This window comes from Paenibacillus tyrphae (assembly GCF_024158745.1).
GTDB classification, from domain to species: domain Bacteria; phylum Bacillota; class Bacilli; order Paenibacillales; family NBRC-103111; genus Paenibacillus_G; species Paenibacillus_G tyrfis_A.
Map to the genome: position 1 here is coordinate 24,012 of NZ_JAMZAW010000006.1, position 23,191 is coordinate 47,202.

The 23,191-nt window shown below is 55.4% G+C and carries 20 protein-coding genes; 17 read left to right on the plus strand and 3 right to left on the minus strand.

Going from position 1 to position 23,191, the window contains the following annotated elements; genetic code table 11:
• Positions 1 to 56: 56 nt before the first annotated feature.
• Positions 57 to 584 carry a phosphatase PAP2 family protein gene (locus tag NI000_RS10580; protein ID WP_253410263.1) on the minus strand — a complete coding sequence of 176 codons (528 nt, stop codon included), beginning with the start codon at positions 582 to 584 and terminating at the stop codon, positions 57 to 59.
• Positions 585 to 1,048: 464 nt separating this feature from the next.
• Here NI000_RS10580 and NI000_RS10585 point away from each other — a divergent pair, with 464 nt between their 5' ends.
• From NI000_RS10585 to NI000_RS10635, 11 genes are all read left to right on the plus strand, one after another.
• A complete protein-coding gene (locus NI000_RS10585) occupies positions 1,049 to 2,221 on the plus strand; it encodes a glycosyltransferase family 4 protein (RefSeq protein ID WP_253410265.1) in 1,173 nt (390 codons plus the stop codon).
• A 305-nt stretch (positions 2,222 to 2,526) separates the two neighbouring features.
• Complete coding sequence (locus NI000_RS10590) at positions 2,527 to 3,762, plus strand: glycosyltransferase family 2 protein (protein WP_253410267.1); 1,236 nt, start codon at positions 2,527 to 2,529, stop codon at positions 3,760 to 3,762.
• A 266-nt stretch (positions 3,763 to 4,028) separates the two neighbouring features.
• A complete protein-coding gene (infC, locus tag NI000_RS10595) occupies positions 4,029 to 4,529 on the plus strand; it encodes a translation initiation factor IF-3 (RefSeq protein ID WP_253410269.1) in 501 nt (166 codons plus the stop codon).
• Positions 4,530 to 4,557: 28 nt separating this feature from the next.
• Positions 4,558 to 4,758 (plus strand): 50S ribosomal protein L35, encoded by a 201-nt coding sequence (rpmI, locus tag NI000_RS10600; RefSeq protein ID WP_025849277.1) that lies wholly within the window; start codon positions 4,558 to 4,560, stop codon positions 4,756 to 4,758.
• Positions 4,759 to 4,810: 52 nt separating this feature from the next.
• Positions 4,811 to 5,170 (plus strand): 50S ribosomal protein L20, encoded by a 360-nt coding sequence (rplT, locus tag NI000_RS10605; RefSeq protein WP_025849278.1) that lies wholly within the window; start codon positions 4,811 to 4,813, stop codon positions 5,168 to 5,170.
• Positions 5,171 to 5,403: 233 nt separating this feature from the next.
• Positions 5,404 to 6,711 (plus strand): sugar phosphate nucleotidyltransferase, encoded by a 1,308-nt coding sequence (locus NI000_RS10610; protein ID WP_253410271.1) that lies wholly within the window; start codon positions 5,404 to 5,406, stop codon positions 6,709 to 6,711.
• A gap of 12 nt (positions 6,712 to 6,723) precedes the next feature.
• A complete protein-coding gene (locus NI000_RS10615; protein WP_253410273.1) occupies positions 6,724 to 6,954 on the plus strand; it encodes a hypothetical protein in 231 nt (76 codons plus the stop codon).
• Positions 6,933 to 9,299, plus strand: a complete 2,367-nt coding sequence (locus tag NI000_RS10620; protein ID WP_253410274.1) for a glycosyltransferase family 2 protein — start codon at positions 6,933 to 6,935, stop codon at positions 9,297 to 9,299. The genes NI000_RS10615 and NI000_RS10620 overlap by 22 nt, the downstream gene beginning before the upstream one ends.
• A 2-nt stretch (positions 9,300 to 9,301) precedes the next feature.
• Positions 9,302 to 10,882, plus strand: coding sequence for a glycosyltransferase family 39 protein (locus NI000_RS10625; RefSeq protein WP_253410276.1), 1,581 nt, complete (start codon positions 9,302 to 9,304; stop codon positions 10,880 to 10,882).
• A 20-nt stretch (positions 10,883 to 10,902) separates the two neighbouring features.
• A complete protein-coding gene (locus NI000_RS10630; RefSeq protein WP_253410278.1) occupies positions 10,903 to 11,889 on the plus strand; it encodes a glycosyltransferase family 2 protein in 987 nt (328 codons plus the stop codon).
• Positions 11,886 to 12,275, plus strand: coding sequence for a GtrA family protein (locus tag NI000_RS10635; protein ID WP_253410280.1), 390 nt, complete (start codon positions 11,886 to 11,888; stop codon positions 12,273 to 12,275). Before NI000_RS10630 ends, NI000_RS10635 begins: the two co-directional genes overlap by 4 nt.
• Positions 12,276 to 12,562: 287 nt before the next feature.
• Here the strand turns inward: NI000_RS10635 and NI000_RS10640 are convergent, their stop codons facing one another.
• Positions 12,563 to 13,741 carry a metallophosphoesterase family protein gene (locus NI000_RS10640; RefSeq protein WP_253410282.1) on the minus strand — a complete coding sequence of 393 codons (1,179 nt, stop codon included), beginning with the start codon at positions 13,739 to 13,741 and terminating at the stop codon, positions 12,563 to 12,565.
• A 952-nt stretch (positions 13,742 to 14,693) separates the two neighbouring features.
• On the opposite strand from NI000_RS10640, the gene ilvB reads away from it, so the two are divergent.
• From ilvB to NI000_RS10660, 4 genes are all read left to right on the plus strand, one after another.
• On the plus strand, positions 14,694 to 16,436 hold the full coding sequence (gene ilvB / locus NI000_RS10645; RefSeq protein WP_253410285.1) for a biosynthetic-type acetolactate synthase large subunit: 1,743 nt from the start codon (positions 14,694 to 14,696) through the stop codon (positions 16,434 to 16,436).
• Positions 16,433 to 16,921: an acetolactate synthase small subunit gene (gene ilvN, locus NI000_RS10650; RefSeq protein WP_163859751.1), complete on the plus strand. Its 489-nt coding sequence runs from the start codon at positions 16,433 to 16,435 to the stop codon at positions 16,919 to 16,921. Before ilvB ends, ilvN begins: the two co-directional genes overlap by 4 nt.
• 157 nt (positions 16,922 to 17,078) lie before the next feature.
• Positions 17,079 to 18,071, plus strand: coding sequence for a ketol-acid reductoisomerase (gene ilvC / locus NI000_RS10655; protein ID WP_063185729.1), 993 nt, complete (start codon positions 17,079 to 17,081; stop codon positions 18,069 to 18,071).
• Positions 18,072 to 18,230: 159 nt separating this feature from the next.
• The gene (locus NI000_RS10660) at positions 18,231 to 19,778 is read left to right on the plus strand and encodes a 2-isopropylmalate synthase (RefSeq protein ID WP_253410287.1); all 1,548 of its coding nucleotides are present in this window, start codon (positions 18,231 to 18,233) and stop codon (positions 19,776 to 19,778) included.
• 100 nt (positions 19,779 to 19,878) lie between these two features.
• Here the strand turns inward: NI000_RS10660 and NI000_RS10665 are convergent, their stop codons facing one another.
• Entirely contained in the window at positions 19,879 to 21,081 is a 1,203-nt protein-coding gene (locus NI000_RS10665; protein ID WP_253410289.1) for an aminotransferase-like domain-containing protein, read from the minus strand.
• 206 nt (positions 21,082 to 21,287) lie between these two features.
• Here NI000_RS10665 and NI000_RS36930 point away from each other — a divergent pair, with 206 nt between their 5' ends.
• Entirely contained in the window at positions 21,288 to 22,103 is an 816-nt protein-coding gene (locus NI000_RS36930; RefSeq protein ID WP_253410291.1) for a DUF6597 domain-containing transcriptional factor, read from the plus strand.
• Between the two features lie 86 nt (positions 22,104 to 22,189).
• Entirely contained in the window at positions 22,190 to 23,089 is a 900-nt protein-coding gene (locus NI000_RS10675) for a hypothetical protein (protein WP_253410293.1), read from the plus strand.
• Positions 23,090 to 23,191: the final 102 nt, after the last annotated feature.

The following is a 23,191-nucleotide window of genomic DNA, read 5'->3' on the forward strand; positions in this document are numbered from 1 at the left end:
GCGCTTCACCCAACCTTGTACCAAATGGAATTTACACAAAATTAACATTAATGCTTTTAACCCAAAATTGCAACGGCCGACAGGGCCGTTACGGTTCCGATCAGCAGCCCGGCCAAACAGTCGGACGGGTAGTGGAGTCCTAGATATATACGCGACAGACCGACGAGAGATGCAATAGGAAGCAAAATAATAGCGATCCACGAATGAACGAGCATGAGCGGCACGGTGACGGAGAATACGGCCGTCGTATGGCCGGACGGGAACGAATGGTCCGTTAACGGTTTTTTGCATGTGTGCGTGCCTTTCAGCACGAGATAGGGCCGAAGCCGCGGATATTTCTTTTTAATGATCGCGACGGGCAAATGGCTGACCGCCAGGGCGATACAGCTCTCGATGCCGGCTATTCTCCATACCCCTTCCGTAAACAGAGCGACGCAGAGCGCAATGATAATCATAGCCGTAGCGCCCCCCAAATGGGTAATCGCATTAAAAAAGTAATCCAGCGCAGAGTGCTGAATACGTTGATTCACGAAGAAAAACATCCGGTGCTCATGCTTTTGCAGCCACGAAACGACACGGCTCAAGGGAACAACGCCTCCTTGCAGTGTGGGATAAGCTGTCTGGCCAGCTCATATATAAGTGTAGGGGGCAAATGTTATAGGAATATAAAAACAATATAAAAGGTAAATTTAATCTTCCATTGACGCTGCGCTAACATTGCCTCGTTACAATCATTTTTGACGACGACCGTCCGGCTTCCCCTTCAACGATGAAATAAATTTTTGAAAAATGTGCTAAAGCGAAGGTTGCATTCCATGCTCTGAAAAAGCTTCGTTTTCATACAACTAAACGCTTCCGGTACCGGTTTGGTTTCAAAAAAGGCCTGTTTTGTGCGCTTGTACAGGCCGATCCTTCCGATGTCAGTTTTGTCTCCATCAACTTTTTATAGTTGTTGTTTCACAAAACTCAAGCCTATGCTTCCGATGCAGTTTTGTCTTCATCAACTTTTTATAGTTGTTGTTTCACAAAACTTGGAGGAGGTTAAAGTATGAGAGTAGCCCTATTTACGGATACGTTCGTACCGGACGTGAACGGGGTAGCGAAGACGCTCGGCAGGTGGGTTAAGTTTCTTGAAGCGCGCGGAGTGGCTTGCAAAGTGTTTGCGCCGCATAGTCAATCGGCAGCCGAATCCGATCAGTGGATGATAGAAAGATTTGGCAGTATCCCCTTCTTATTGTATCCGGAGTGCCGTATGGCTATCCCTAATCCTGTCAACCTGGCCAAGTCGCTGAAGGCGTTCGCTCCCGACCTGATTCATGTCGCCACGCCGTTTAACTTGGGATGGATCGGGCTTCAGTATGCCAAGCGGCATCAGGTGCCGGTCGTCGCCTCGTACCATACCCACTTCGATCAATATCTTGCTTATTACAAGCTGCAATGGATGGAGCCGCTGCTGTGGAGATACATGCTGTGGTTTCACCAGGATTGCCGCAAAATTTATGTTCCGTCCCGTTCGACGCTCCGGCATTTGCAGGAAAAAGGACTGAAATCGCTGGAAATTTGGTCCCGCGGCGTGGAAGTGAACCGGTTTCACCCGTTTGTCAACCGGGAAGAAGTGATGCGGACTTGCAACCTTTCCCCGTCCACATTCGTTATATTATATGTCGGGAGGTTGGCGCCGGAGAAAAGCGTCGATGTTCTTCTTCGCGCATTCGATTCGCTTCCGGGCGAGGTGCGCAGCAGGTCGCATTTGATCGTGACCGGGGACGGGCCTCTGCTGCGGCCTATGCAGGAGCTTCTTGCGGGCAGGGAGGACGTGACTTTTACGGGCTTCCGGCAAGGAAAAGAACTGAGCGACTTGTACGCCGCTGCGGACGTCTTTGTGTTCCCGTCGGCGACGGAAACGTTCGGCAATGTCGTGCTTGAAGCGATGGCTTCGGGAACGCCGGTTGTCGGCGCAGATGCGGGAGGCGTCGGGGAATCGATCGCGCACGAGGAAACCGGGCTGCTCTGCAGACCGGGGAACGTATCGGATTTCGCCGAAGCGATGCTGCGGCTGTATGAGGATCGCGGACTGGGCGCAAGGCTCGGTCAAGCCGGACGGGCTTACAGCTTACGGCAGTCTTGGGATGCGATTTTTCACAGGCTGTACCAAAGCTATGGCCAAGTCGTGCACGAAGCCGGAACAATGCGGAAGCAGGAGGCCGTCTTTTCCAAATGACCGCTTTTCCGTTTGTGATTTTAGAAAGTTTTTTCCAGTTGGCGCTTATAAAAAGTTTGAAAATCGATGAAAATAAGACGTAAAAAGATGGATAGCAAAGAGTCTTGCCGGAATTCCTGCCGTATTTCCCGGAAAAACAAAGATCCGGCCGCAGGAAGCGACTTGGCGGTTTTGACAAATCGGACCAAAGAGAGGAAAATCATATTCGGCGACCCTCGTAATCTAATCCACACCATCGAAAAAAATTTTGAAGGCGCTAAGAGAAACAGACATAAGGGGTACATACAAAAAAAGGGGGATGTTTCATGTTGGACAGTATTCTGTTAGGTCTCCAGATTGTTTTGGCTATGATTGGAGCCTACCAGCTGGTTCTGACGTTTTTCGGTTGGTACCGCCGCAAAAATCAAATTGATCATGCGCCTCAAAAAACGTTTGCCGTTCTTGTAGCGGCTCACAATGAGGAGCAGGTTGTCGGGGCGCTTATCGAGAACTTGAAGAATCTGGACTATCCGAAAGAACTATATGATATATTCGTGATTTGCGATAATTGCACCGACAATACGGCTCAAATCGCCCGCGATATGGGCGTGCACGCCTGCGAACGCAACAATCCGAAGCTGAGAGGCAAAGGCTACGCGATTGAGTGGATGCTCAAAGAGCTGTGGAAAATGCCGCGCCAGTACGATGCCGTCGTCATGTTCGATGCCGACAACCTCGTCAGCACGGATTACCTGCAGCATATGAACAACGACTTGTGCAACGGTTCCAAGGTTATTCAGGCTTATCTGGATACGAAGAATCCGCACGATTCCTGGATTACTGCCGCTTACGCGGTAACCTACTGGTACTGTAACCGTCTTTGGCAGCTGCCGCGGACCAACCTTGGTCTGGCCAACTATTTGGGCGGCACGGGAATGTGCTTCGAATCGAACCTGCTGAAGGAAATCGGCTGGGGAGCGACAAGCCTCGTCGAGGACTTGGAGTTTACGATGCGCTGCGTGATGCGCGGCGTCAACCCGACGTTCAACTATTACGCAAGAGTGTACGACGAAAAGCCGCTCACGTTCAAAGCTTCGGCGCGCCAGCGGCTCCGCTGGATGCAGGGCCATTTCAACGTAGCGAGACGCTATTTCTTCCCGCTGTTCTGGAAAGGGCTCAAGGAAGGAAGCTGGGCGAAGATCGATACGGCCGTTTACGCGCTCAACGTCTATAACCTGTTCATCGGATCGATCGTTACCGTGGTGCTGTGGGTCGATATGACGCTTCCGGGCGTTCCGAACTTTAGTTCCTTGTTCCAGATTGCGCCGAGCTTCTTTGCAATATTCTCGGTGTTAACCTACGCCCAGTTTGTGATCGCGCTGATTTTGGAAAAAGCGCCTTGGAAATCGTATAAGTACTTGATTACGTTCCCGCTCTTCCTGCTGTCCTGGTGGCCGATTACGTTCTACGCGTTTTTCACGCAAAACAACAAGCAGTGGAGCCATACCGAGCATACCCGCGTCATCCGGCTCGAGGATATGCAGAGCAAGCAGGCCGGCTAGTATAAGCCGCGCAAAAAAACGAATTTCGCTGTTGACTATAGTCAATGGCAATGGTATATTAATTTAGTGCGAAAGAAGAAGCGCCCGCTTCTCACCTGCCCGACCTTGGTTGGCTGGTTATGACTGAGAGTGACTTTGTTTGATTGATCCGTTTTCGAACAGATCAGTCAATTCATTGGACCTAAAACCAAACGTGGGCGTTTAACGCCCACGTATTTTTTTTTTGCAAAATCTTTTGGAGGTGGCAGGTTATCAGTACAGAGCACATGATTAACGATGAAATTCGGGCGAGAGAAGTTCGTTTGATTGATGCGAACGGAGAACAGCTCGGCATCAAGCCGATTCGCGAAGCGCTGCAAATTGCGCAGGATCAGAATCTGGACTTGGTGAACGTGGCGCCTACGGCGAAACCGCCGGTTTGCCGGATCATGGACTACGGTAAATTCCGCTACGAAACGCAGAAGAAAGAGAAAGAAGCCCGTAAGAATCAAAAGATCGTCGAGCTGAAAGAAATTCGTCTGAGCGCGACGATTGACGAGCACGATTTCCAAACGAAACTGCGCAACGTTGTGAAATTCCTGAACGATGGCGATAAAGTAAAGCTGTCCGTCCGTTTTCGCGGCCGCGAGATCGCTCATGCCGATATCGGTCAGCGCGTTCTGGAGCGCATGGCAGCCCAAGTGGAAGAGCTGTGCATCGTTGAGCGCAAGCCGAAGCTGGAAGGCCGGAGCATGATCATGATCTTGGCGCCGAAGCAGCAACAGTAAAATCTCATTCTTTAAGGAGGAACACCCCATGCCAAAAATGAAAACTCACAGCAGCTTGAAAGACCGCTTCAAAATTACAGGTACCGGCAAAGTAAAACGCTACAAAGCGTATAAAAACCATCTGCTGTCCGGCAAATCCGCTCGCCAAAAACGCGTTCTGGGCACGAATCCGGTTATGCATCCGGGCGATGTAAGACGCCTGAAGCAGCAGCTCGCTAACATTAAGTAATCCCGTTCGTCTCGAATTCGCATACTTACAACATTTCTGGAGGTAGATTGTCATGGCAAGAGTGAAAGGCGGATTTATCCGTACGCGTCGTCGTAAAAAAATATTGAAACTTGCTAAAGGTTACTTTGGCTCGAAACATAGACTGTTTAAAACGGCAAAAGAGCAAGTGATGAAATCCTTGCTTTACGCATACCGCGACCGCCGTCAGAAAAAACGCGATTTCCGCAAACTGTGGATCGTGCGGATCAATGCGGCAGCACGTCAAAACGGTCTTTCCTACAGCAAGCTGATGCACGGCCTGAAACTGGCTGGCGTAGAAGTGAACCGCAAAATGCTGGCGGATCTCGCCGTTAACGATATCAATGCATTCAACTCTTTGGCAGAAACTGCCAAGCAAAAAGTGAATGCATAAGGCACGGTTTTCAACCGGGCCTGCCCAGTACACCCCTTGTAACGATGCGTACAACCGTATCCTTGCAAGGGGTGTTTGTTTGATATTAACGCAAGGCTAACAAATGGATCGGTTTTTATGAAATTTTGACTTCCGGCTAATATTTGCTAAATAAAATTTTAAAACGATTATGCTATTATACTTGTATTCATAAAACACGAAACGAAGGTTTCGCACGGAAATCAGGTGAACGGATGAACATGATTTTGCTGTCCGGAGGTTCGGGAACGAGGCTGTGGCCGCTGTCGACGGAGCGGCGCTCCAAGCAATTTATACGGTTGTTTCATGACGAAGCGGGGCACCCGGTCTCGATGCTGCAGCAGGTATGGGGAAGGCTGGGAGGCAAGGGGCTTCACCGATCGGCTGTTATTGCCACTTCGGGCCACCAACGGGAGGCGATTCTGGAGCAGCTCGGATACGAAACGGATCTGGTGCTGGAGCCGGAGAAGCGCGATACGTTTGCGGCGATCCTGCTTTCGGTCGCTTACCTGTGCTCGCATCGCGGCGTATCCCGTGATGAGCCGATCATCGTTATGCCTGTGGACGGACGGACGGAGGACTCGTTCTACGACAGGCTGCTGCAACTGCCCGAGACGTTGATAAGCTCCGGCGCAAACCTCGCTCTAATGGGGGTCCGGCCTGATTTTCCGTCGCAGAAATACGGATATATGGTCCCGGATGGGGATGGCGGAGCCGATGCTGCGCTGACGATCCGCGCTTTTCATGAGAAGCCTTCGAAGACGGATGCCGTTCGTTATATCGAACAAGGCGCGCTTTGGAACTGCGGCGTGTTTTGTTTCCGTGCCGGATACTTATTGGACCGGCTGAAAGCCATGGAGCTTCCGGAAGCGTATGAAGAGCTGCTGCTGGCGTATGACCGGATCGAGAGCCGAAGCTTCGATTATGCCGTCGTGGAACGGGAAGAGCGGATTGTGGCGCTCGCATACGAAGGACCCTGGAAGGACCTCGGAACGTGGTGCGCGCTGACGGAGGAAATGAATCGGCCTCTGATCGGTCCGGGATATATCGGAGAGGAATGTGACAACGTTCACGTAGTGAACGAGCTTGATGTGCCTGCGGTCGTACTTGGCTTGTCCGATGTCGTCGTCGCGGCAAGCCCCGAAGGTATTTTGGTGACGCATAAGGAAAGCAGCTCCCGCTTGAAAGAAGCGCTCGGTCGCATGGGGCGGGAGACGAGCGGTGACAAGAAGGCGTCCTCCGAGCAGACGGTAGACCGCTCCGCCTTCCCGGACGGGACCTCGGTAACGACGCGCCGCATTCATCTGGAAGCGGGAGAGGAGCTCGTCACCGCCCCGTCTGGCGATGTGCGGCGTATCGTCTCTTGGACCGTTCTGCACGGCAGGTGCCGCTTGTTCCAAAACGGCGGGGAGCTACCGGTAGCTATTGGAAGAAGCTTCGTGCTCGGAGAGGAGGATAGCGCCAGGCTGAAAGCGCTGGACCCGCTTGATCTCATCGAGATTATTACGGAATGTCATGCATAAGGGGGGAGACTCGTGAGGGTAGACAAGGCTTTGTTTGGCTATAACGCCGATCAGGTACACCGGTACGTCTCCTCGCTCGAAGCGGAGCTCAAGCTTTTGGAGGAACGGCAGCAAGAAGAAAGCGCAGCATATGAACGGACGGAAGCGGAGCTATTGAACGAAATCGCCACCTTGGAGCAGGGATTGACCGAATTGGAGCGTATGGAAGCGGGTCTGAAGCAATGGATTCAAAGAAACGAGTAAAGAGAAAGCCGTTCGGGCGCACACTGCTTGGGCTCCGCAAGAGCGTGACCGACCGGTTCGTCGACGAGCTGGAAGCACAGGTCCGGGAGAAGGAAGAACAACTGAATCGGGAACGCAGCCGTCGGCAGGAGCGGATCGGCGAGCTGCAGGCACGGGCACGGCAGCTCAACGCTCAGATCGAGAGCAAGGATCATGCGGTGCAGCAGCTTATCGCAACCAAGATGGAGCTTATGGAGCGGCCCGGCTTCGAGCCGAAACTGGACGATGAGCCCGTGGACAAGCCCAGGCTGCGTCTTGGCGACCGGCTGGTAGCCGAGGGGCTGGTAACCCCCGAGCAGCTCGAAACGGCGATGGAGCGGCAGCAGAAATTCGGCGGACGCCTAGGGGACATTCTCGTGGAACTCGGCTTTACCCCGCGTGAGCGTATTGCGCCTATTTTGCATCAGCAAGGAAGCAAAGGACGCCTTGGCGACATGCTGGTCGAAACCGGCGCCATTACGAAAGAACAGCTGGACAGGGCGCTCGAGTTTCAACGCAAGAGCGGCGGGCTGCTCGGCGACATTTTGATGTCGATGCGCTTCATCGAGCCGGAGAAGCTGTATCGCCATATTGCTACGCAATACAACCTCGGACGAATCGGTTCGGAATATATGTTCGAGGAAGTGAACAAGCTGCCGGAAGCGATGGCCCGGCAGTATGATGCCGTCGTCATTCACCAAGACGCGAACCGCTATCTGGTAGCCGTCGGCCATCCGCTGACGGACGAAGCGGTCGTTGCGATTGAGAACATGCTCGGAATGCCGGTGCAGCAGGTACTGGCGACGCGGGAGGAAATGGAATATTTCTGGAAGGAAGCGTACCAGTCCGAGCTGCTTCGCGAGAGCACCCAGAAGCTGGCGGACGAGCAGCCGCAAAATTCCGCGCACATCACGTTTACGACGCCGCAGCTGACGGTCATCGGCATCTGCACGTTCCTCGTCCTGCTCAGCTTGGGGCTCGATTGGCTGCATACGCTGATCGTTCTCAACATAGCCGTGCAACTGTTTTATTTTGCCATGACGCTGTTCAAGTTCATGATCATTATGTACGGAACCCGCGATTTCGCCCAAATTCGCTTCAAGCAGGAAGAGATCGACGCCATCGACGAACGGACGCTGCCCGTCTACACGATTCTCGTTCCGATGTACAAGGAGAGCGAGGTCATCCCGCACCTGCTGCATAATATCGAGCAGCTCGATTATCCGAAGGCGAAGCTGGATGTGCGGCTCCTGATCGAGCAGGACGATATCGAAGCGCAGGAGATTTTGCAGAGCATGAAGCTGCCGCCGTATTACACGACGATCGTCGTGCCGCACAGCTTGCCGAAGACGAAGCCTAAGGCCTGCAACTACGGATTGATCCGCGCACGGGGCGAGTATGTCGTCATCTACGATGCCGAGGACCGGCCCGATCCCGATCAGCTCAAAAAGGTGCATGCCGCCTTCATGAGAAGCCCGGAGAATACGGCATGCATTCAAGCCAAGCTCAATTATTTCAACAGCGATCAGAACTTGCTGACCCGCTGGTTTACGCACGAATACAGCATGTGGTTCGAGCTGCTGCTGCCCGGTGTCATGCAGCTTAATATTCCGATTCCGCTTGGCGGGACGTCGAATCATTTTAAAATGTCGGTGCTCAAAGAGATCAATGCCTGGGACCCCTACAACGTGACGGAGGACGCGGACCTCGGCATCCGGCTCTACAAATCGGGCTACAGCACGGCGATCGTCGATTCCCGGACGTGGGAAGAAGCCAACAGCCGCGTCGGCAACTGGATCCGGCAGCGTTCCCGCTGGATCAAGGGATATATGCAGACATGGCTTGTCCATATGCGCAACCCGATCCGGTTGTGGCGGGAGCTCGGGCCGAAAGGATTTTTGGGCTTTCAGGTGATGGTACTCGCCACTCCGATGCTGCCGCTGCTTAATCCGTTTTATTGGATCATGCTGGTGCTGTGGTATGGCTGGAAATTCGCATGGATTCCGCAGTTTTTCCCCGGCATTATTTATTATTTGGCGGCGGCGGAGTTTTTGATCGGCAATTTCCTGTTCGTCTTCAGCAATGTTGCGGGAGTGTACTGGGTCATTCACGATCTTGAGAAGCGCGGAGACCGCACGTTCTCCTACGGGCTCGTCAAATACGCGCTGCTGACGCCGATCTATTGGGTGCTGATGAGCATTGCAGCCGTGAAAGCGGCTTGGCAACTGATCACGAAGCCATTTTATTGGGAAAAAACGACGCACGGTCTGGCGAAGCAAAATCATCCGTCTGCCCCGGGCGGCGGCGTGTCGCAGGGAGGTGGCTGACGATGGAGGTCCACTTGCCGAAAAGCGTCTATTGGGGCTTGTTTTTGTTCATTTTCTCGCTGGAATTCGCCGCCGGCTACTATGTGAGCCACGTCATCGGCTACGTGCATTCGGATGCGATGAGCCGGGTGGCTAACGCCTTCTATGTGCTCTATAGCCGTGACCCGCACCTTGCCGCCATCGGCTTCGTGTGGAACCCGCTGCCTAGCCTCGTCGAGCTGCTGTTTCTGCTGCCGTACCATTGGCTGCCGGAGCTTGCTTCGTCGGCGCTGGCCGGCGTGCTCATGAGCAGCGTGTTCGCCGGGATGACGGCAGTGCTGCTGGCGCGGGCGGCAGTCGATTTCGGGCTGTCGCGCACTTTCGCCGTGCTGCTGAGCCTGAGCTTCAGCTGCAACCCGTTCATGTTCCTGTTCGGCGCGAACGGACTTAGCGATGCGCCGTTTATTTTTTTCATCATGTATACGGTCATTCATCTGACGCATTGGATTTACGGGCGGCGCGTCGGCAGTCTGATCAAAGTGAGCTTTGCGCTGGCGCTTGCTTTTTGGACCAGGTACGAAGCGGTGCCCCTGGGAGCGGCGGTCGCCCTGGCCATCATCCTGATCGTTCTGTGGATTCCGCCGACGGACCCTCGGGTCGATCTGCCGAAGCGGCAGTACGGAATGCTGTACAAGCTGTTCCATATCGAGGGGACATGGTCGATGGTTATGGCGCCGGTCGTCTTTTCCGGGCTGCTGTGGCTTTGGTTCAACTACAGCATCATGGGAGACGCGCTTTATTTCCTGCGTTCCGAATACTCGAACGTGGCTCAGGCGCAAGGGCTGGCGACTGAGCAGACTTTTGTGGACATAATGGGCAATCCGCTGCTCGGTCTGCTATTCGTGGCCAAGAAAACGGCCTATTATTCGCTTCCGCTAGCCGCCGTCGTACTGCTGCGGCTCTGGAACCGGCGCTGGTTCCTGTGGGACCTGCTGGTGCTGTTATTGCTGTTCGTCTCGATCATCGCGCTGCAGTTCCTCATGCTCATGAAAGGAACGTCTTACGGCTGGTTCCGTTACTTTATGTACGTGTTTCCGATCACCGTGGCCTGGCTGCCGTACGAGCTTGCCCGGGTGAAACGGTCCTTCGTCAATTACGGGATCGTGCTGGCGGGGATGCTGGGAGCCTGCGTCGTGCTCGGGTATGCCTGGACGAACCCGCAGATTGCTCCGGACGAGAACAAGTATTTGCATGCGTCGCAGTATGCGGCTTCCCAGCAGGTGGAGAAGGAGATTGCCCGTTATTTGGATACGGAGCTGAACGGCTACAACATTTTGATGGATTCGTATTCCGCTTATTCGGTCATTCTGAACAGCAGGCATCCCGACAAATTTTTGATTACCAGCGATTTCGAATTTACTCCTTCGCTGAAAGATCCGGTCGGCTGGGGCGTCGATTTTATTCTTACGGCGAAGCCGGACAAGAGCTCGGCGCTGAGTGCAGAGGAGCGGACGTATAAAGATTTCTACGAGAAGGGCACGGAATGGACGGAGCTGTATAAGGAATTCGGGGGCAAATGGAGATTGTACAAGGTCATTCGTTAGCAAGAGGGAGGCGGGGAAACGTGGAACGCGCGGAGCCCGAGATTACCGTCATTATACCGGTTTATAACGAGGAAATTCATATTTACCGCTCGCTGCAGCATATTGAAGAGGAACTGAAGCGGCTGACGGCCTCTTACGAGATCATCGTCATCGACGACGGTTCGCGGGACGCCACATGGGAGCAGCTGATTTTGTCCGGGCAACGTTCGCCCCGGCTGACCGCGCTGCGGCTGAGCCGCAATTTCGGCAAGGAGCTGGCGCTCTGCGCCGGGCTGGAGCATGCGTTGGGACGGGCGGTCATTATTATGGACTCCGACCTGCAGCACCCGCCGGCGCTGCTCCCCGAGATGGTCCGGCTGTGGCGCGAGGAAGGCAAGGAGATCGTGGAATGCGTCAAGCAGGACCGGGGCAAGGAGTCGCTGGATAAGGCGGTCGGCTCCGCGCTGTTCTACAGCATCCTCAACCGGCTGTCCGGTTTCGATCTGCGCGGCGCGTCGGATTTCAAGCTGCTGGACCGGAAGGTCGTGCAGGCATGGCGGGAAATGCCGGAGCGGAATACATTTTTCCGCGGGATGACGGCCTGGCTCGGCTTCAACCGGGCGCAGATTTCGTTCGAGGTGCCGGAGCGGGCGGACGGTCACAGCCAATGGAGCTTTCTCGGCCTCATGAAGCTGGCGGTGAATGCCGTGGTTGCATTTTCTTCCATTCCGCTGCGGTTTGTCAGTCTGTTCGGGATCGTGTTCCTGCTCGGCGCCGCCGTGCTCGGGGTCCAGACGCTGTATCAGAAAATCGTCGGCAATGCGGTGACCGGCTTTACGACGGTCATCCTGCTGCTGCTCGTCATCGGCAGCGTCATTATGATTTCGCTCGGCATCATCGGCGAGTACATTGCCTCCATTTACAACGAAGTGAAGGGAAGGCCGCGGTACTTGGTCAGCCAGCGCATCTTCAGCGAAGCGTCCGCAGCGGCTGGCGAGGAAAGCCGCCGGATGGGCGAGGTTTCATGACGCTGCGGCTGCTCTTTCGGTACGGCATCGTCGGGCTGCTCGGAACGGCGCTTCATTTTGCGGCGCTGTTCGTGCTCGTCGAAGCGGCAAAGCTGCATCCGGTGCCGGCTTCGGCGCTCGGGTTCGTGCTTGTGCTGCTGGTATCGTACGCGCTGAACCGGCGCTGGACGTTTCAGGCTTCCGCATCGGGCTGGAAGCCGCTTGCCAAATATACGGTTGTGTCCGTCACCGGCCTGCTGCTCAACACCGGCCTCATGTATTTGGCCGTCGACCGGCTGCACTGGCACTATGCCGTCGGCCAATGTCTCGTTGTCGTTGCCGTGCCGCTATCGAACTTTTTGTTTAACTATTACTGGACGTTTCGCGAAAAAAGGTCCGGTGAATAAGAAGCCGCTGGGCGGCCTGAGCTTGTTTAGAAACCCGCTACGCGTATAAAATTCTCAGCATACGCCGGTGGGGTATATCCCTCCAGCCGCTCTTGAAACCCGCGAACTTGATTAGAATTAGCGGTATTTTCGCGGGTTTCAAAGGCGGACGTAAACTCTTACGGGATATACCCCACCTCTATTTTGTCTGAGATTTTTTACTTCCAGGGTTTCTCAACACTCTGCAGCCGCCGAGCGGCCTGCTCTTATTCATCGGACCTTAAAAAATATAGCCTGCCGGCTGCTGATTACTTCTTCTGAGCTACCGGCACGTTAAACTGCGCTTCCGGAATCCACTGTTTCCGGTAAAAATCCCTGCCCTTGATCCGGACCCGGTCCGGATGCACCTCGACGTACAGCCCTTCGCTTTCTTCCTTGCCCTTCAGCTTTTCCGCTCCTTTGCCGTCACTCGTCCACGTTTCGGACACCGAGGCGGTGTTGACCATCGTAAAGCCGTCCCGCACCAGCGTATCCGGCTGATTCAGCTCCCAGTGCGAATGGCTGCTGAAGTAGATGACCTGCGGATACTGCGACAAGATCGCCTTCAGTTCCTCGTGCTGAATGACGGCCCGGTTATTCGTGCAGCAAAAATGCGTTCCCGATACCGTAGCAGGCAGCGGTTGGTGCAGAAAGACGAAGACCGGCTTGTTCGTATGGGCGTCTTTTTTCAGTGTCTGCTTCAGCCATTCCAGCTGCTCGGGAGACAAATAAGCGTCCTCGGCATGAGCCTGGTCGGACTGCCGGTACCGCTCGGAGCCAAGGAAGATGAAGTGATAGCCCTTGATGGTCTTCTCGTAGTAGACCTTGTTCTCTCCGGAGAACGTGAGGAACCGGGAAATCGACGCCTGCTCCGTTTCTCCATTCGGGAAGCCGTCCGGGTTCCAACGGGTACGGCTGCTGTACCAGGCTTTGTAAAATTCGTGGTTGCCGATATTGTACAAGACGCTCTCCGGATGCGGCGCGCTTTGCATGAGCTCCTTGAGCTTGGCGTAGTCCTCGGGCATGCCTTCGGTTAAATCCCCGTTGATCACGAGTGTATCGGCCGACGGATTGATTTCGTTCAGATCGCTCAATACGCGAACCAGCTTCTCGTGCGACCCATCCTCCCACGATTGAACGTGGATATCGCTGATGACGGGAAAGGTCAGCACCGGACTTCCGTCCGCTTGGGGTTGACCGCTTCCAGCGGCCGCGTCTTGCGGCGGCTTCGTTTGCGGAGCGGTGCCGGAGAGGGCCGTCTGCGGGGCCGGCGATACGGCTTCGCCGCCCAGGAGCGGGCCGGGTGCGGCGGAAGCTTGGCTTATGGCTTGTCCCATGCCGGTTGCCATCAGTTCGGAACCGATGGCAAAAGGAGCGGCTGCAGCGGTTGCAAGGGCGCCGGAGATCAAGGTGATGGACAGGACGGCGGTTTGCAGCATGTCTCGCATGAAATCACTCCTTTTTCTTAGTTGCGCTTTTTTCCCTTTCGGTCTTTTATATACTTCGGCGTACGGCTCCTCTGTTTTGACCCATTACGGTAAACTTTTCTCCATCATGGCTATTATTGGCCCAAAGCCGCAAGATTGAAGACGAGTTCACTTTGGTAAAAGTTTCAGTGCACCCAATTTTCGGTCGGCCGTTCTCTGTTTCTTGTCGAGGGCTCCTTTTTAACATAACCAAAGTTTGTTAGTGGGCAGTCAAGCCGGCAATAATTGTTTGTGAAGCCGACGAGGGGCATTCACAAAATCTTCATTCGATGCGACGGTAATCGGCAGCTGGGGGGAAGGAAAGTTTGTAAGCGGGCCTTTCGAAAGAGTCTCAGGTCCGACTTCGTGTAAAGAAATCGCAAACGCCGTCTCCGACTTGAGCGGGAGGTCCCGGATCAAGGGCGTTTACGCGTCCGTTTTTTCGTCGGGAATGATGCTTGACTAAAAAATCGATTCAGCATATAATACAAAAAAACACATCAGATATATCGGCTATGAAGAGGACGAAGTTATAAGGGCTCTTATGTTCAGAGAGCAGCGGAGATGCTGAAACCAATGCCTTAACCCCTTATGTACGAGCTCACCTCGGAGCTGTTTTCCTGAAAGCTTTTGTCGCATAGCATCAGGCTTTACTGCTTGAAAGCGATAATGTTACTAGGGAAAATCGGATTGGCACACGTTACCGTGCTGAAGGTAAGAGACGCGAATTCACGAGTCGTCATCGTGCTAGCCGATGAGGATTGCTGCGGCGCGCATTACCTGCTAAGGTTATTTGCCGCGAGGCATCTAACAAATTCTGGGTGGTACCACGGAAGATTAACCCCTTTCGTCCCGTCAGACGCACATGCTGCGTTTGGGGATGAGAGGGGTTTTTTAGTCGTTTGTCGGATTATCTGAGAGGAGGCCAATATTCATGATCGTCCAAACCACACAAAAGTCAAAGGAACAGCTTCGCGAAGAGCTGCTGCAGCCGGACGTCATTACCGGTTCGGAAATGCTGCTTCGCAGCCTGCTGCTGGAGGACGTGGATTGCGTCTTCGGTTATCCCGGCGGAGCGGTCTTATATATTTACGATGCCATGCACGGCAATCCGGATTTCAACCATTTGCTGACGCGGCATGAGCAAGGCGCGATTCACGCAGCCGACGGGTATGCCCGTTCGACCGGCAAGGTAGGCGTCTGTATCGCCACCTCGGGTCCGGGAGCAACGAACCTCGTTACCGGAATTGCGACGGCTTACATGGATTCGGTGCCGCTCGTGGTCATCACGGGCAACGTCGCGACATCGGTCATCGGTACGGACGCTTTCCAAGAGGCGGACATTACCGGTATCACGATGCCGATTACGAAGCACAGCTACTTGGTGCGCGACGTGAAAGATTTGCCGCGCATTATCAAAGAAGCGTTCCACATCGCTTCGACCGGCCGCAGAGGCCCGGTTCTGATCGATATTCCGAAGGACGTCTCGAACGATACGGCACCGTTCTATTATCCGGAGAAGGTGGACATCCGCGGCTACAATCCGACGGTGCAGCCGAACAAGCTCCAAGTCGACAAGATGCTGGAGGCAATCGCCGAGAGCGAGCGTCCGGTGATCATCGCCGGAGGCGGCGTCGTCTATGCCGACGCGGCGGAGCAGCTGCTTGAGTTCGTGAACAAAACACGGATTCCGGTCGCCACGACGCTGCTTGGCTTGGGCGGCTTCCCGAGCGCGCATGAGCTGTGGCTCGGCATGCCGGGGATGCACGGAACGTACACCGCCAACAACGCGCTGCAAAACTGCGATCTGCTGATCGGCATCGGCGCCCGGTTCGACGACCGCGTCACGATGAAGGTGGACGGCTTTGCGCCGAAGGCGAAAAAAATCGTCCACATCGACGTGGACCCTGCGGAAATCGGCAAAATCGTCGAAACGGCGATCCCGGTCGTCGGCGATGTGAAGGCTGCGCTGCAGCTTGCCAACCTGAAGGCGAAGCCGTCCCGTTCCGAGAAATGGATCGAATGGGTACAGGAGACGAAGCGGAATTTCCCGCTGCGTTACAAAGATTCCGATACGGAGCTGAAGCCGCAGTACGTTATCGAAATGATCCATGAGACGACCAAGGGCGAGGCAATTGTGACGACGGACGTCGGCCAGCATCAGATGTGGGCAGCGCAGTATTACAAATTCAATCATCCGCGTTCCTGGATCACCTCGGGCGGCCTCGGCACGATGGGCTTCGGATTCCCGTCGGCGATCGGCGCACAGAAGGCGCACCCGGACCGGCTGGTCGTCTCGATCAACGGCGACGGCGGCATGCAGATGTGCTCTCAGGAGCTTGCGGTTTGCGCGATTCACCAAATTCCGGTCAAAATCGTCGTCATCAACAACCAGGTGCTTGGCATGGTGCGCCAGTGGCAGGAAATCATTTACGACAACCGGTACAGCCACATCGACTTGGCCGGCAGCCCGGATTTCGTGAAGCTGGCGGAAGCTTACGGCGTGAAGGGTCTTCGTGCAACGAACAAAGACGAAGCACGCCGCGCTTGGCAGGAAGCGCTTGATACCCCGGGTCCTGTGCTCGTCGAATTCGTCGTCCGGAAGCACGAGAACGTGTTCCCGATGGTAACGCAGGGCTCGACGATAGACCAAATGTTAATGGGGGATTCGGAATGACACGCAAACACACCATATCCGTTCTAGTGAACAACCAGCCCGGTGTGCTGCAGCGCGTATCCGGCCTGTTCGGCCGCCGGGGCTTCAATATCGAGAGCATTACGGTGGGCGAGTCCGAGGAAAAAGGGCTCTCCCGCATGGTTATCGTCACGACGGGAGACGACAAGACGCTGGAGCAGGTTTCCAAGCAGCTCTATAAGCTGATCGACGTGATCAAAGTCGTCGACCTGAGCGCCCATCCGATGGTGGCGCGCGAGCTGGCGCTAATCAAAGTAAACGCCGAACCAAGCATGCGGCCGGAAATTCTCGGCGTCGTCGAGACGTTCCGCGCGGCTATCGTCGATATCGGTCCGAGCTCGCTGATCGTGCAGGTGGTCGGGGATTCCGAGAAAATCGAAGCCATGACCGAGCTGCTCAAGCCTTACGGCATCAAGGAGCTGTCCCGTACCGGCGTAACGGCCATGATTCGCGGTATGAACAAATAATTCATTTTTCGTTTTACTACTAAACATGATGATCCTGTGAGCGGGGGCTCATGCGGATGACAGAGCCAACTAGGCCGGTGGTCCGAGCTTCCTGTCCCCCGTCGTCCGTTCGAGCACCCGTTCACAGGGTTTTAATTCAAAGGAGGAGCTATTATCCATGGCAGTTACGATGTACTATGAAAAAGACGCTGATTTGAACGTATTGAGAGGGAAAACGATCGCCATCATCGGCTACGGCAGCCAAGGCCACGCCCAAGCGCAAAACCTGCGCGACAGCGGCTTGAAAGTCATCATCGGACTTCGTCAAGGCCGTTCCTTCGAGCAAGCGAAAAACGACGGTTTCGAAGTTTACTCCGTAGCGGAAGCGACCAAGCTTGCCGACGTCGTACAGCTTCTGATGCCGGACGAAACCCAAGCGAGCGTATACAAAAACGAAATCGAACCGAACCTGAAGCATGGCGCAGCTATCATGTTCTCCCACGGCTTCAACGTTCATTTCGGCCAAATTCAACCTTCCGCGGATAAAGACGTATTCCTCGTCGCTCCGAAATCGCCGGGCCACATGGTTCGCCGCGTTTACGTCGAAGGCTTCGGGGTTCCCGGCCTGATTGCGGTTGAGCAAGATGCAAGCGGTCAAGCGAAAGCCATCGGTTTGGCATATGCCAAAGGGATCGGCTGCACCCGCGCGGGCGTCATCGAAACATCGTTCCGCGAAGAAACCGAAACCGACCTGTTCGGCGAGCAAGCCGTTCTGTGCGGCGGTGCTTCCGCGCTTGTCAAAGCAGGCTTCGAAACGCTGGTGGAAGCAGGCTACGCGCCGGAAATGGCTTACTTCGAGTGCTTGCACGAGCTGAAGCTGATCGTTGACCTGATGTACGAAGGCGGTCTCGCGACGATGAGACATTCCATCTCCAACACAGCGGAGTATGGCGACTATGTCACAGGTCCTCGCATCATTACGGAAGAAACGAAGAAAGAAATGAAACGCGTCCTGTCCGACATCCAACAAGGTAAATTCGCCCGCGACTTCATTTTGGAGAACCAATCGGGCCGTGCGTTCCTGACTGCTACCCGCCGTCTGGAAGCCGAGCATCCGATCGAGCAAGTCGGTTCCCAGCTGCGCGAATTGATGCACTGGATCAAAAAGTAATTCGGCAGACGATTTCAACGTATAACGGACAAGCAGCATAAGGTCGGCTTGAAGGCGGCGCAGGGAAATGGACAACAAGAGATCCGATCCCTGTCCGTTTCGGGTCGCACCTTTTTCTGCTTTAATGAAGTTACTTCCAAAGGAGGCCGGCCAAGACCCATGAGAAAAATTTATATTTTCGATACGACGCTTCGTGACGGCGAACAGTCGCCGGGCGTCAACCTGAACATGCAGGAAAAAGTCGAGATTGCGCTGCAGCTTGAGAAGCTCGGCGTCGACCGGATGGAAGCCGGCTTCCCGGCAGCCTCGCCCGGAGACTTGGCGGGCGTCAGCGCCGTAGCCCGCGCCGTAAAGAATGCCTCGGTTATCGCCCTGTCGCGTTCCCGCGAGCAGGATATCGAGGCGGCCCGCGAAGCGCTGAAGGATGCGCAGGATCCGTGTCTGCATTTGTTCCTCGCTACTTCGCCGATTCACCGCCAGCACAAGCTGCGGATGGAAAAGCACCAGGTGCTCGAAACGGCGGAAGCGGCGATCCGTTACGCGAAGAAGTATTTCAGCAAAATCGAGTTTTCGCCGGAAGATGCCGGCCGCACCGAGCTCGATTTTCTGTGCGAAGTGACGGAGATGGCGATCCGCGCCGGGGCGACGGTTGTGAACATCCCGGATACGGTCGGTTACCTGACGCCTTATGAATACGGCAACATTTTCAAGACGTTGAAAGAGAACGTGCCGGGCATCGAGAAAATTCAGCTCAGCGCGCACTGTCACGACGACTTGGGTATGGCGACGGCGAATGCGCTGGCGGCGATTTTGAACGGAGCGGACCAGATCGAAGGGACGATCAACGGCATCGGCGAGCGCGCGGGCAATACGTCGATTGAGGAAGTGGCGATGGCGCTTGAGACACGTCAGGAGTTTTTCCAAGCGAAGACGACGCTCACGCTGTCCGAGATTGCCCGTACGAGCCGCTTGGTCAGCAAGCTGACCGGTATGGTTGTGCCGGGCAACAAGGCGATTGTCGGCGCCAATGCGTTCGCGCACGAATCCGGTATCCATCAGGACGGCATGCTGAAGGAAAAGACGACGTACGAGATTATGTCGCCGGAGACGATCGGGCTCAAGGAAAGCAAGCTGGTGCTCGGCAAACACTCCGGACGTCATGCGTTCCGCGAGAAGCTGGTCGACCTCGGCTACAACCTCGACGAGGAGCATGTGAATGCCGCGTTTGCCAAGTTCAAAGACTTGGCCGACAAGAAGAAGAACGTTACGGACGAAGACATTGTCGCACTGCTTGAAGAGAAGCTGATCGAGACGCCAGAAGTGTTCTCGCTTGAGACGATTCAAGTCTCGTACGGCAATCAATCGACCCCGACCGCTACCGTGCGGATCAAGCTGCTGGAAGGCGGTCACTTGGAAGAAGCGGCCGTCGGCAACGGCTCCGTCGATGCGATCTACAAAGCGATCGACAAGGCGACGAAGGAAGAAGTCGAGCTCGACGACTATTCGATCCAATCAGTTACGCACGGCAAGGATGCGCTTGGCGAAGTGCACGTGGTGCTGAAGCAGGGCGATTACGCCGTGCTAGGCCGCGGCGTTAGCACGGACATCCTCGAAGCGAGCGCCCGCGCGTATGTGGACGCGATCAACCGCTTGATCGAGAAACGCAAAAGCCCGGCTCGCAGCCGCGATAACGTGACGTTGATTTAGCGTTTTCTACAGGCTTAGGAAGTGAAATAGGCGATAGCACCCCGGAATACCGGGGAATGCTATCGCCTATATTTATTTATCGGTATTTACTTTCGTTCGCTCAGCGCGCCACAGTCTGGTGCATGCGCTGCAGGGCGCGGTCCAACCGGTCGAAAGCGCGGACCATGTCCTCGCTGTTCGTATGGGTAAAGTTCAGCCGCATCGTGTTCGTCTGCGGTTCGTTCGCAAAGAAGCTGATGCCCGGGACGAAAGCGACGCCCTCTTCGACAGCCAGCTTAAGCAGCTCCTGCGTGTTGATATGCTCCGGCATTTCCACCCAGACGAACATGCCGCCTTTCGGCTCGATCCATTTCACGCCGTCCCAGTTTTTCGCCTTCATCAGGTCGATCATTTGCCGCATCCGCGTCTCGTAAGCCGTTCGGATCTGGTCGATATGGCCGTATAAATCGAAATGCTCAAACAGCTGATGCAGCGCCTGCTGGTCCATCGTGCTGGAGTGCAGGTCGGCCGCTTGTTTGGCGCGGGTCATGTGACGGATCACCTGCTCGTCGCCGATGACCCAGCCGGTGCGCAGTGCCGGCGCAACGATCTTTGAGAACGTGCTGGTGTAAACAACCGCGCCGCCATTCGCTTCCTGCTCCAACGAGAAAATCGACGGCATCGGCTCGCCGCCGCCGAAGCGCAGCTCGCCGTACGGGTCGTCCTCCAAAATCAGCACGTCGTTCGCTTTGCACAGGTTCAACGTGCTTTGGCGCCGCTCCAAGCTCCACGATTTCCCCGTCGGGTAGGAGAAGGTCGGGATGACGTAAACGAGCTTCGGGCGGTGCTGCTTGAGTTTACATTCCAGATCCTCGGGAATCATGCCGTCCGCATCGCAGTCGACGGAAATAAGTTTCGCCTGGCGGGATTGGAACACTTGAATAGCAGCCAAGTAAGTCGGCCGCTCGACGAGAATGACGTCGCCCGGATCGATATAGACGCGGGTGAGCAGGTCGATCGCTTGCTGCGACCCTGTCGTCAGCAGCATGTTGTCGACGCCGGCGCGGATGCCTTTACGTTCCAGATGCTTCGAGATGTTCTCGCGCAGCGGCGTATAGCCTTCGGTCAAGCCGTACTGCAGCACGCCCTTGCCCTGCTTGAACACGCGATCGAACGCTTCGTTGACCGCTTCTACCGGAAAATACTGCTCGTTCGGCAAGCCGCCGGCTAGCGAAATAATCGAACGGCCCTGGGTCAATTTCAGAATCTCGCGCACAGCCGACGATTCGAAAGCTTTGGTTGTATCGGAAAAACGGTATTTCATCGGTTAGGGCTCCTTTGGCGGAAAGAAGTGAATGTTGCTTCAAGTGATAAATTTAATTGTAAACTTATCCGGGGGAGATGACAACTGCCGCCAACAGTCGACAGCAGCCGTATTGCCCAGCAGCCGTTCGCATGCTGCCAAGACGTCCGAACGACCGGTGTGGTAAACTATTCGTATCAGCACGGAGATGGAAGGGGCCGGACAATGTGGAATCTTACCTGATGTTCGAACCGACGCAGGGGACACGAACCCCGGGTCATTACTCGGAATACAAGCCATGTCCTGCACTTAAGGCGTATGTATCGTGCTATTGGAGCTCCCGGACGGATGGAACGGAATTGCAGAACGAACCTGCGGTCACCGTCGTCCCGGACGGCTGTACGGATTTGATTTTCGAATGGGAAGCCGCGGGCGGGGGAGACGTTTCGATCCGTTATTGCGGGGCGTTTGAGCTTCCCTTCAGCCCGGAGCCGAAACGCGAGGGTGCGTCGGCAACGTTTGCGGTGCGGTTTTTTCCTGGAGGAGCGTATCCTTTTATAGGAGTGCCGCTCGGCGAGTTTAAAAATGCGCTGTTTCGAGGGACGGACGTATGGGGAAAAGCGGCGGCGGAGCTCGGGGAGCAGCTGAGGCTTGCCGCAGGGACGGCGGAACGGATCGTCCGTGTCGAAACGGCGCTGCTCCGCCTGCTGGCGGCTGCGGATCGCGGCAGGGCCGAAGCGCCGCCGGCATTGTATGAGGCGATGGTGCGTATTTTTGCAGCCAAGGGGACGGTCAGTGTCCAGCAGCTGGCCCGGTCGGGGAATATTAGCGCCAGGCAACTGCAGCGCCTGTTCGACAGCCGGATCGGGCTTGGGCCGAAAACGTTTTGCGGCATTGTCCGGTTTCAAAATATACTGCGCGATGCGGAAAGGCATCCCAAGCTTTCCTGGCAGGGAATCGCCGGGCCTTACGGCTACTGCGATCAAGCGCATTTCATTCGCGACTTCAAGCGCTTTTACGGAGAGCTCCCTTCCTCATTGTGATATGATGTCCGATTTATTCAATACAAAACGCCTTACGCCGGTTACACTGGTGTACGGAATTCGAACATCGAGGAGGCGTGTGGGCAATGGAATTCAATAGAGCCGCTGCAGCGGCGGAAGAACGGGCCAAGCACTACCTGCAAACGAAAGCGCGGCCGCTGGAGAAGGCGATGTATGAGTACGAGTTCGAGGAGGGACGCGCGGAGGACGTAGTCAGGGCACTGGAGCCTTACCAGAACGAAGACGGCGGCTTCGGGCATGGACTGGAGCCGGATATTCGCTGCGAGGCGTCCTCGGTTATCGCCACGACCGTGGCGCTGCAAACGCTGTCCCTGCTTCCCCGGGAGGCAGGCGGAGAGATAACAAGAAAAGCGCTGCGCTACTTTACGCAGACGTACGACCCTGCAATTTCGGGCTGGGACAAGGTGCCGCCGGAGGTCGAGCACTCCCCTCGGGCCCCGTGGTGGAATTACAGCAAGGCGAATCCGTACTGGGGCAATCCGAGCGCGGAAATCGCAGGCTACTTTATTGAGTTCCGGGAATGGCTGGAGGCAGAAGGCTGGGCGGACAAGCTGACGGAGCTTGCCGTCGGTAAGCTGTGCGAGGAATCGTCGCTGGACGAATTCCATGAGCTATTGTGTTACTTGCGCCTGTCCGAGCGGCTCGCCGGCGACCAGCGGGCACGGATCGCCGACCGGCTCGACACGATGATCGGCCGCTGTGTCACGGTCGATCCGTCACAGTGGAGCGGGTACGGACTGCATCCGGTTCAAGTGGCGACAACACGGCAGTCTCCATACTACGAGCGGTATAAGGATATCATACCGGCTAATTTGGAATTCATCGTCCGGGGTCAGGCGGAGGAGGGAGCATGGGAACCAGCGTGGGCTTGGGGGCAGTACGAGGACGTATGGCCGCTAGCGAAAGAAGCATGGAAGAGCGTGCTGACGCTGGGCAATTTGCGGCTGCTGCGGGATTTGCGGTAGAGCGGGTTACCCGGCGGAAGCAACGCAGCCACCGCTGCTGCGGTCTTTGGAACGAATTAGTTATTATTCAACAAAAGGAACCCGGTTTAAGGGGTTCCTAGA

Coding starts and splice junctions, on each gene's coding strand:
- NI000_RS10585 (WP_253410265.1), top strand. CDS start 1,049: ATGAGAGTAGCCCTATTTACGGATACGTTCGTACCGGACGTGAACGGG.
- NI000_RS10590 (WP_253410267.1), top strand. CDS start 2,527: ATGTTGGACAGTATTCTGTTAGGTCTCCAGATTGTTTTGGCTATGATT.
- infC (WP_253410269.1), top strand. CDS start 4,029: ATGATTAACGATGAAATTCGGGCGAGAGAAGTTCGTTTGATTGATGCG.
- rpmI (WP_025849277.1), top strand. CDS start 4,558: ATGCCAAAAATGAAAACTCACAGCAGCTTGAAAGACCGCTTCAAAATT.
- rplT (WP_025849278.1), top strand. CDS start 4,811: ATGGCAAGAGTGAAAGGCGGATTTATCCGTACGCGTCGTCGTAAAAAA.
- NI000_RS10610 (WP_253410271.1), top strand. CDS start 5,404: ATGAACATGATTTTGCTGTCCGGAGGTTCGGGAACGAGGCTGTGGCCG.
- NI000_RS10620 (WP_253410274.1), top strand. CDS start 6,933: ATGGATTCAAAGAAACGAGTAAAGAGAAAGCCGTTCGGGCGCACACTG.
- NI000_RS10625 (WP_253410276.1), top strand. CDS start 9,302: ATGGAGGTCCACTTGCCGAAAAGCGTCTATTGGGGCTTGTTTTTGTTC.
- NI000_RS10635 (WP_253410280.1), top strand. CDS start 11,886: ATGACGCTGCGGCTGCTCTTTCGGTACGGCATCGTCGGGCTGCTCGGA.
- NI000_RS10640 (WP_253410282.1), bottom strand. CDS start 13,741: ATGCGAGACATGCTGCAAACCGCCGTCCTGTCCATCACCTTGATCTCC.
- ilvB (WP_253410285.1), top strand. CDS start 14,694: ATGATCGTCCAAACCACACAAAAGTCAAAGGAACAGCTTCGCGAAGAG.
- ilvN (WP_163859751.1), top strand. CDS start 16,433: ATGACACGCAAACACACCATATCCGTTCTAGTGAACAACCAGCCCGGT.
- ilvC (WP_063185729.1), top strand. CDS start 17,079: ATGGCAGTTACGATGTACTATGAAAAAGACGCTGATTTGAACGTATTG.
- NI000_RS10660 (WP_253410287.1), top strand. CDS start 18,231: ATGAGAAAAATTTATATTTTCGATACGACGCTTCGTGACGGCGAACAG.
- NI000_RS10665 (WP_253410289.1), bottom strand. CDS start 21,081: ATGAAATACCGTTTTTCCGATACAACCAAAGCTTTCGAATCGTCGGCT.
- NI000_RS10675 (WP_253410293.1), top strand. CDS start 22,190: ATGGAATTCAATAGAGCCGCTGCAGCGGCGGAAGAACGGGCCAAGCAC.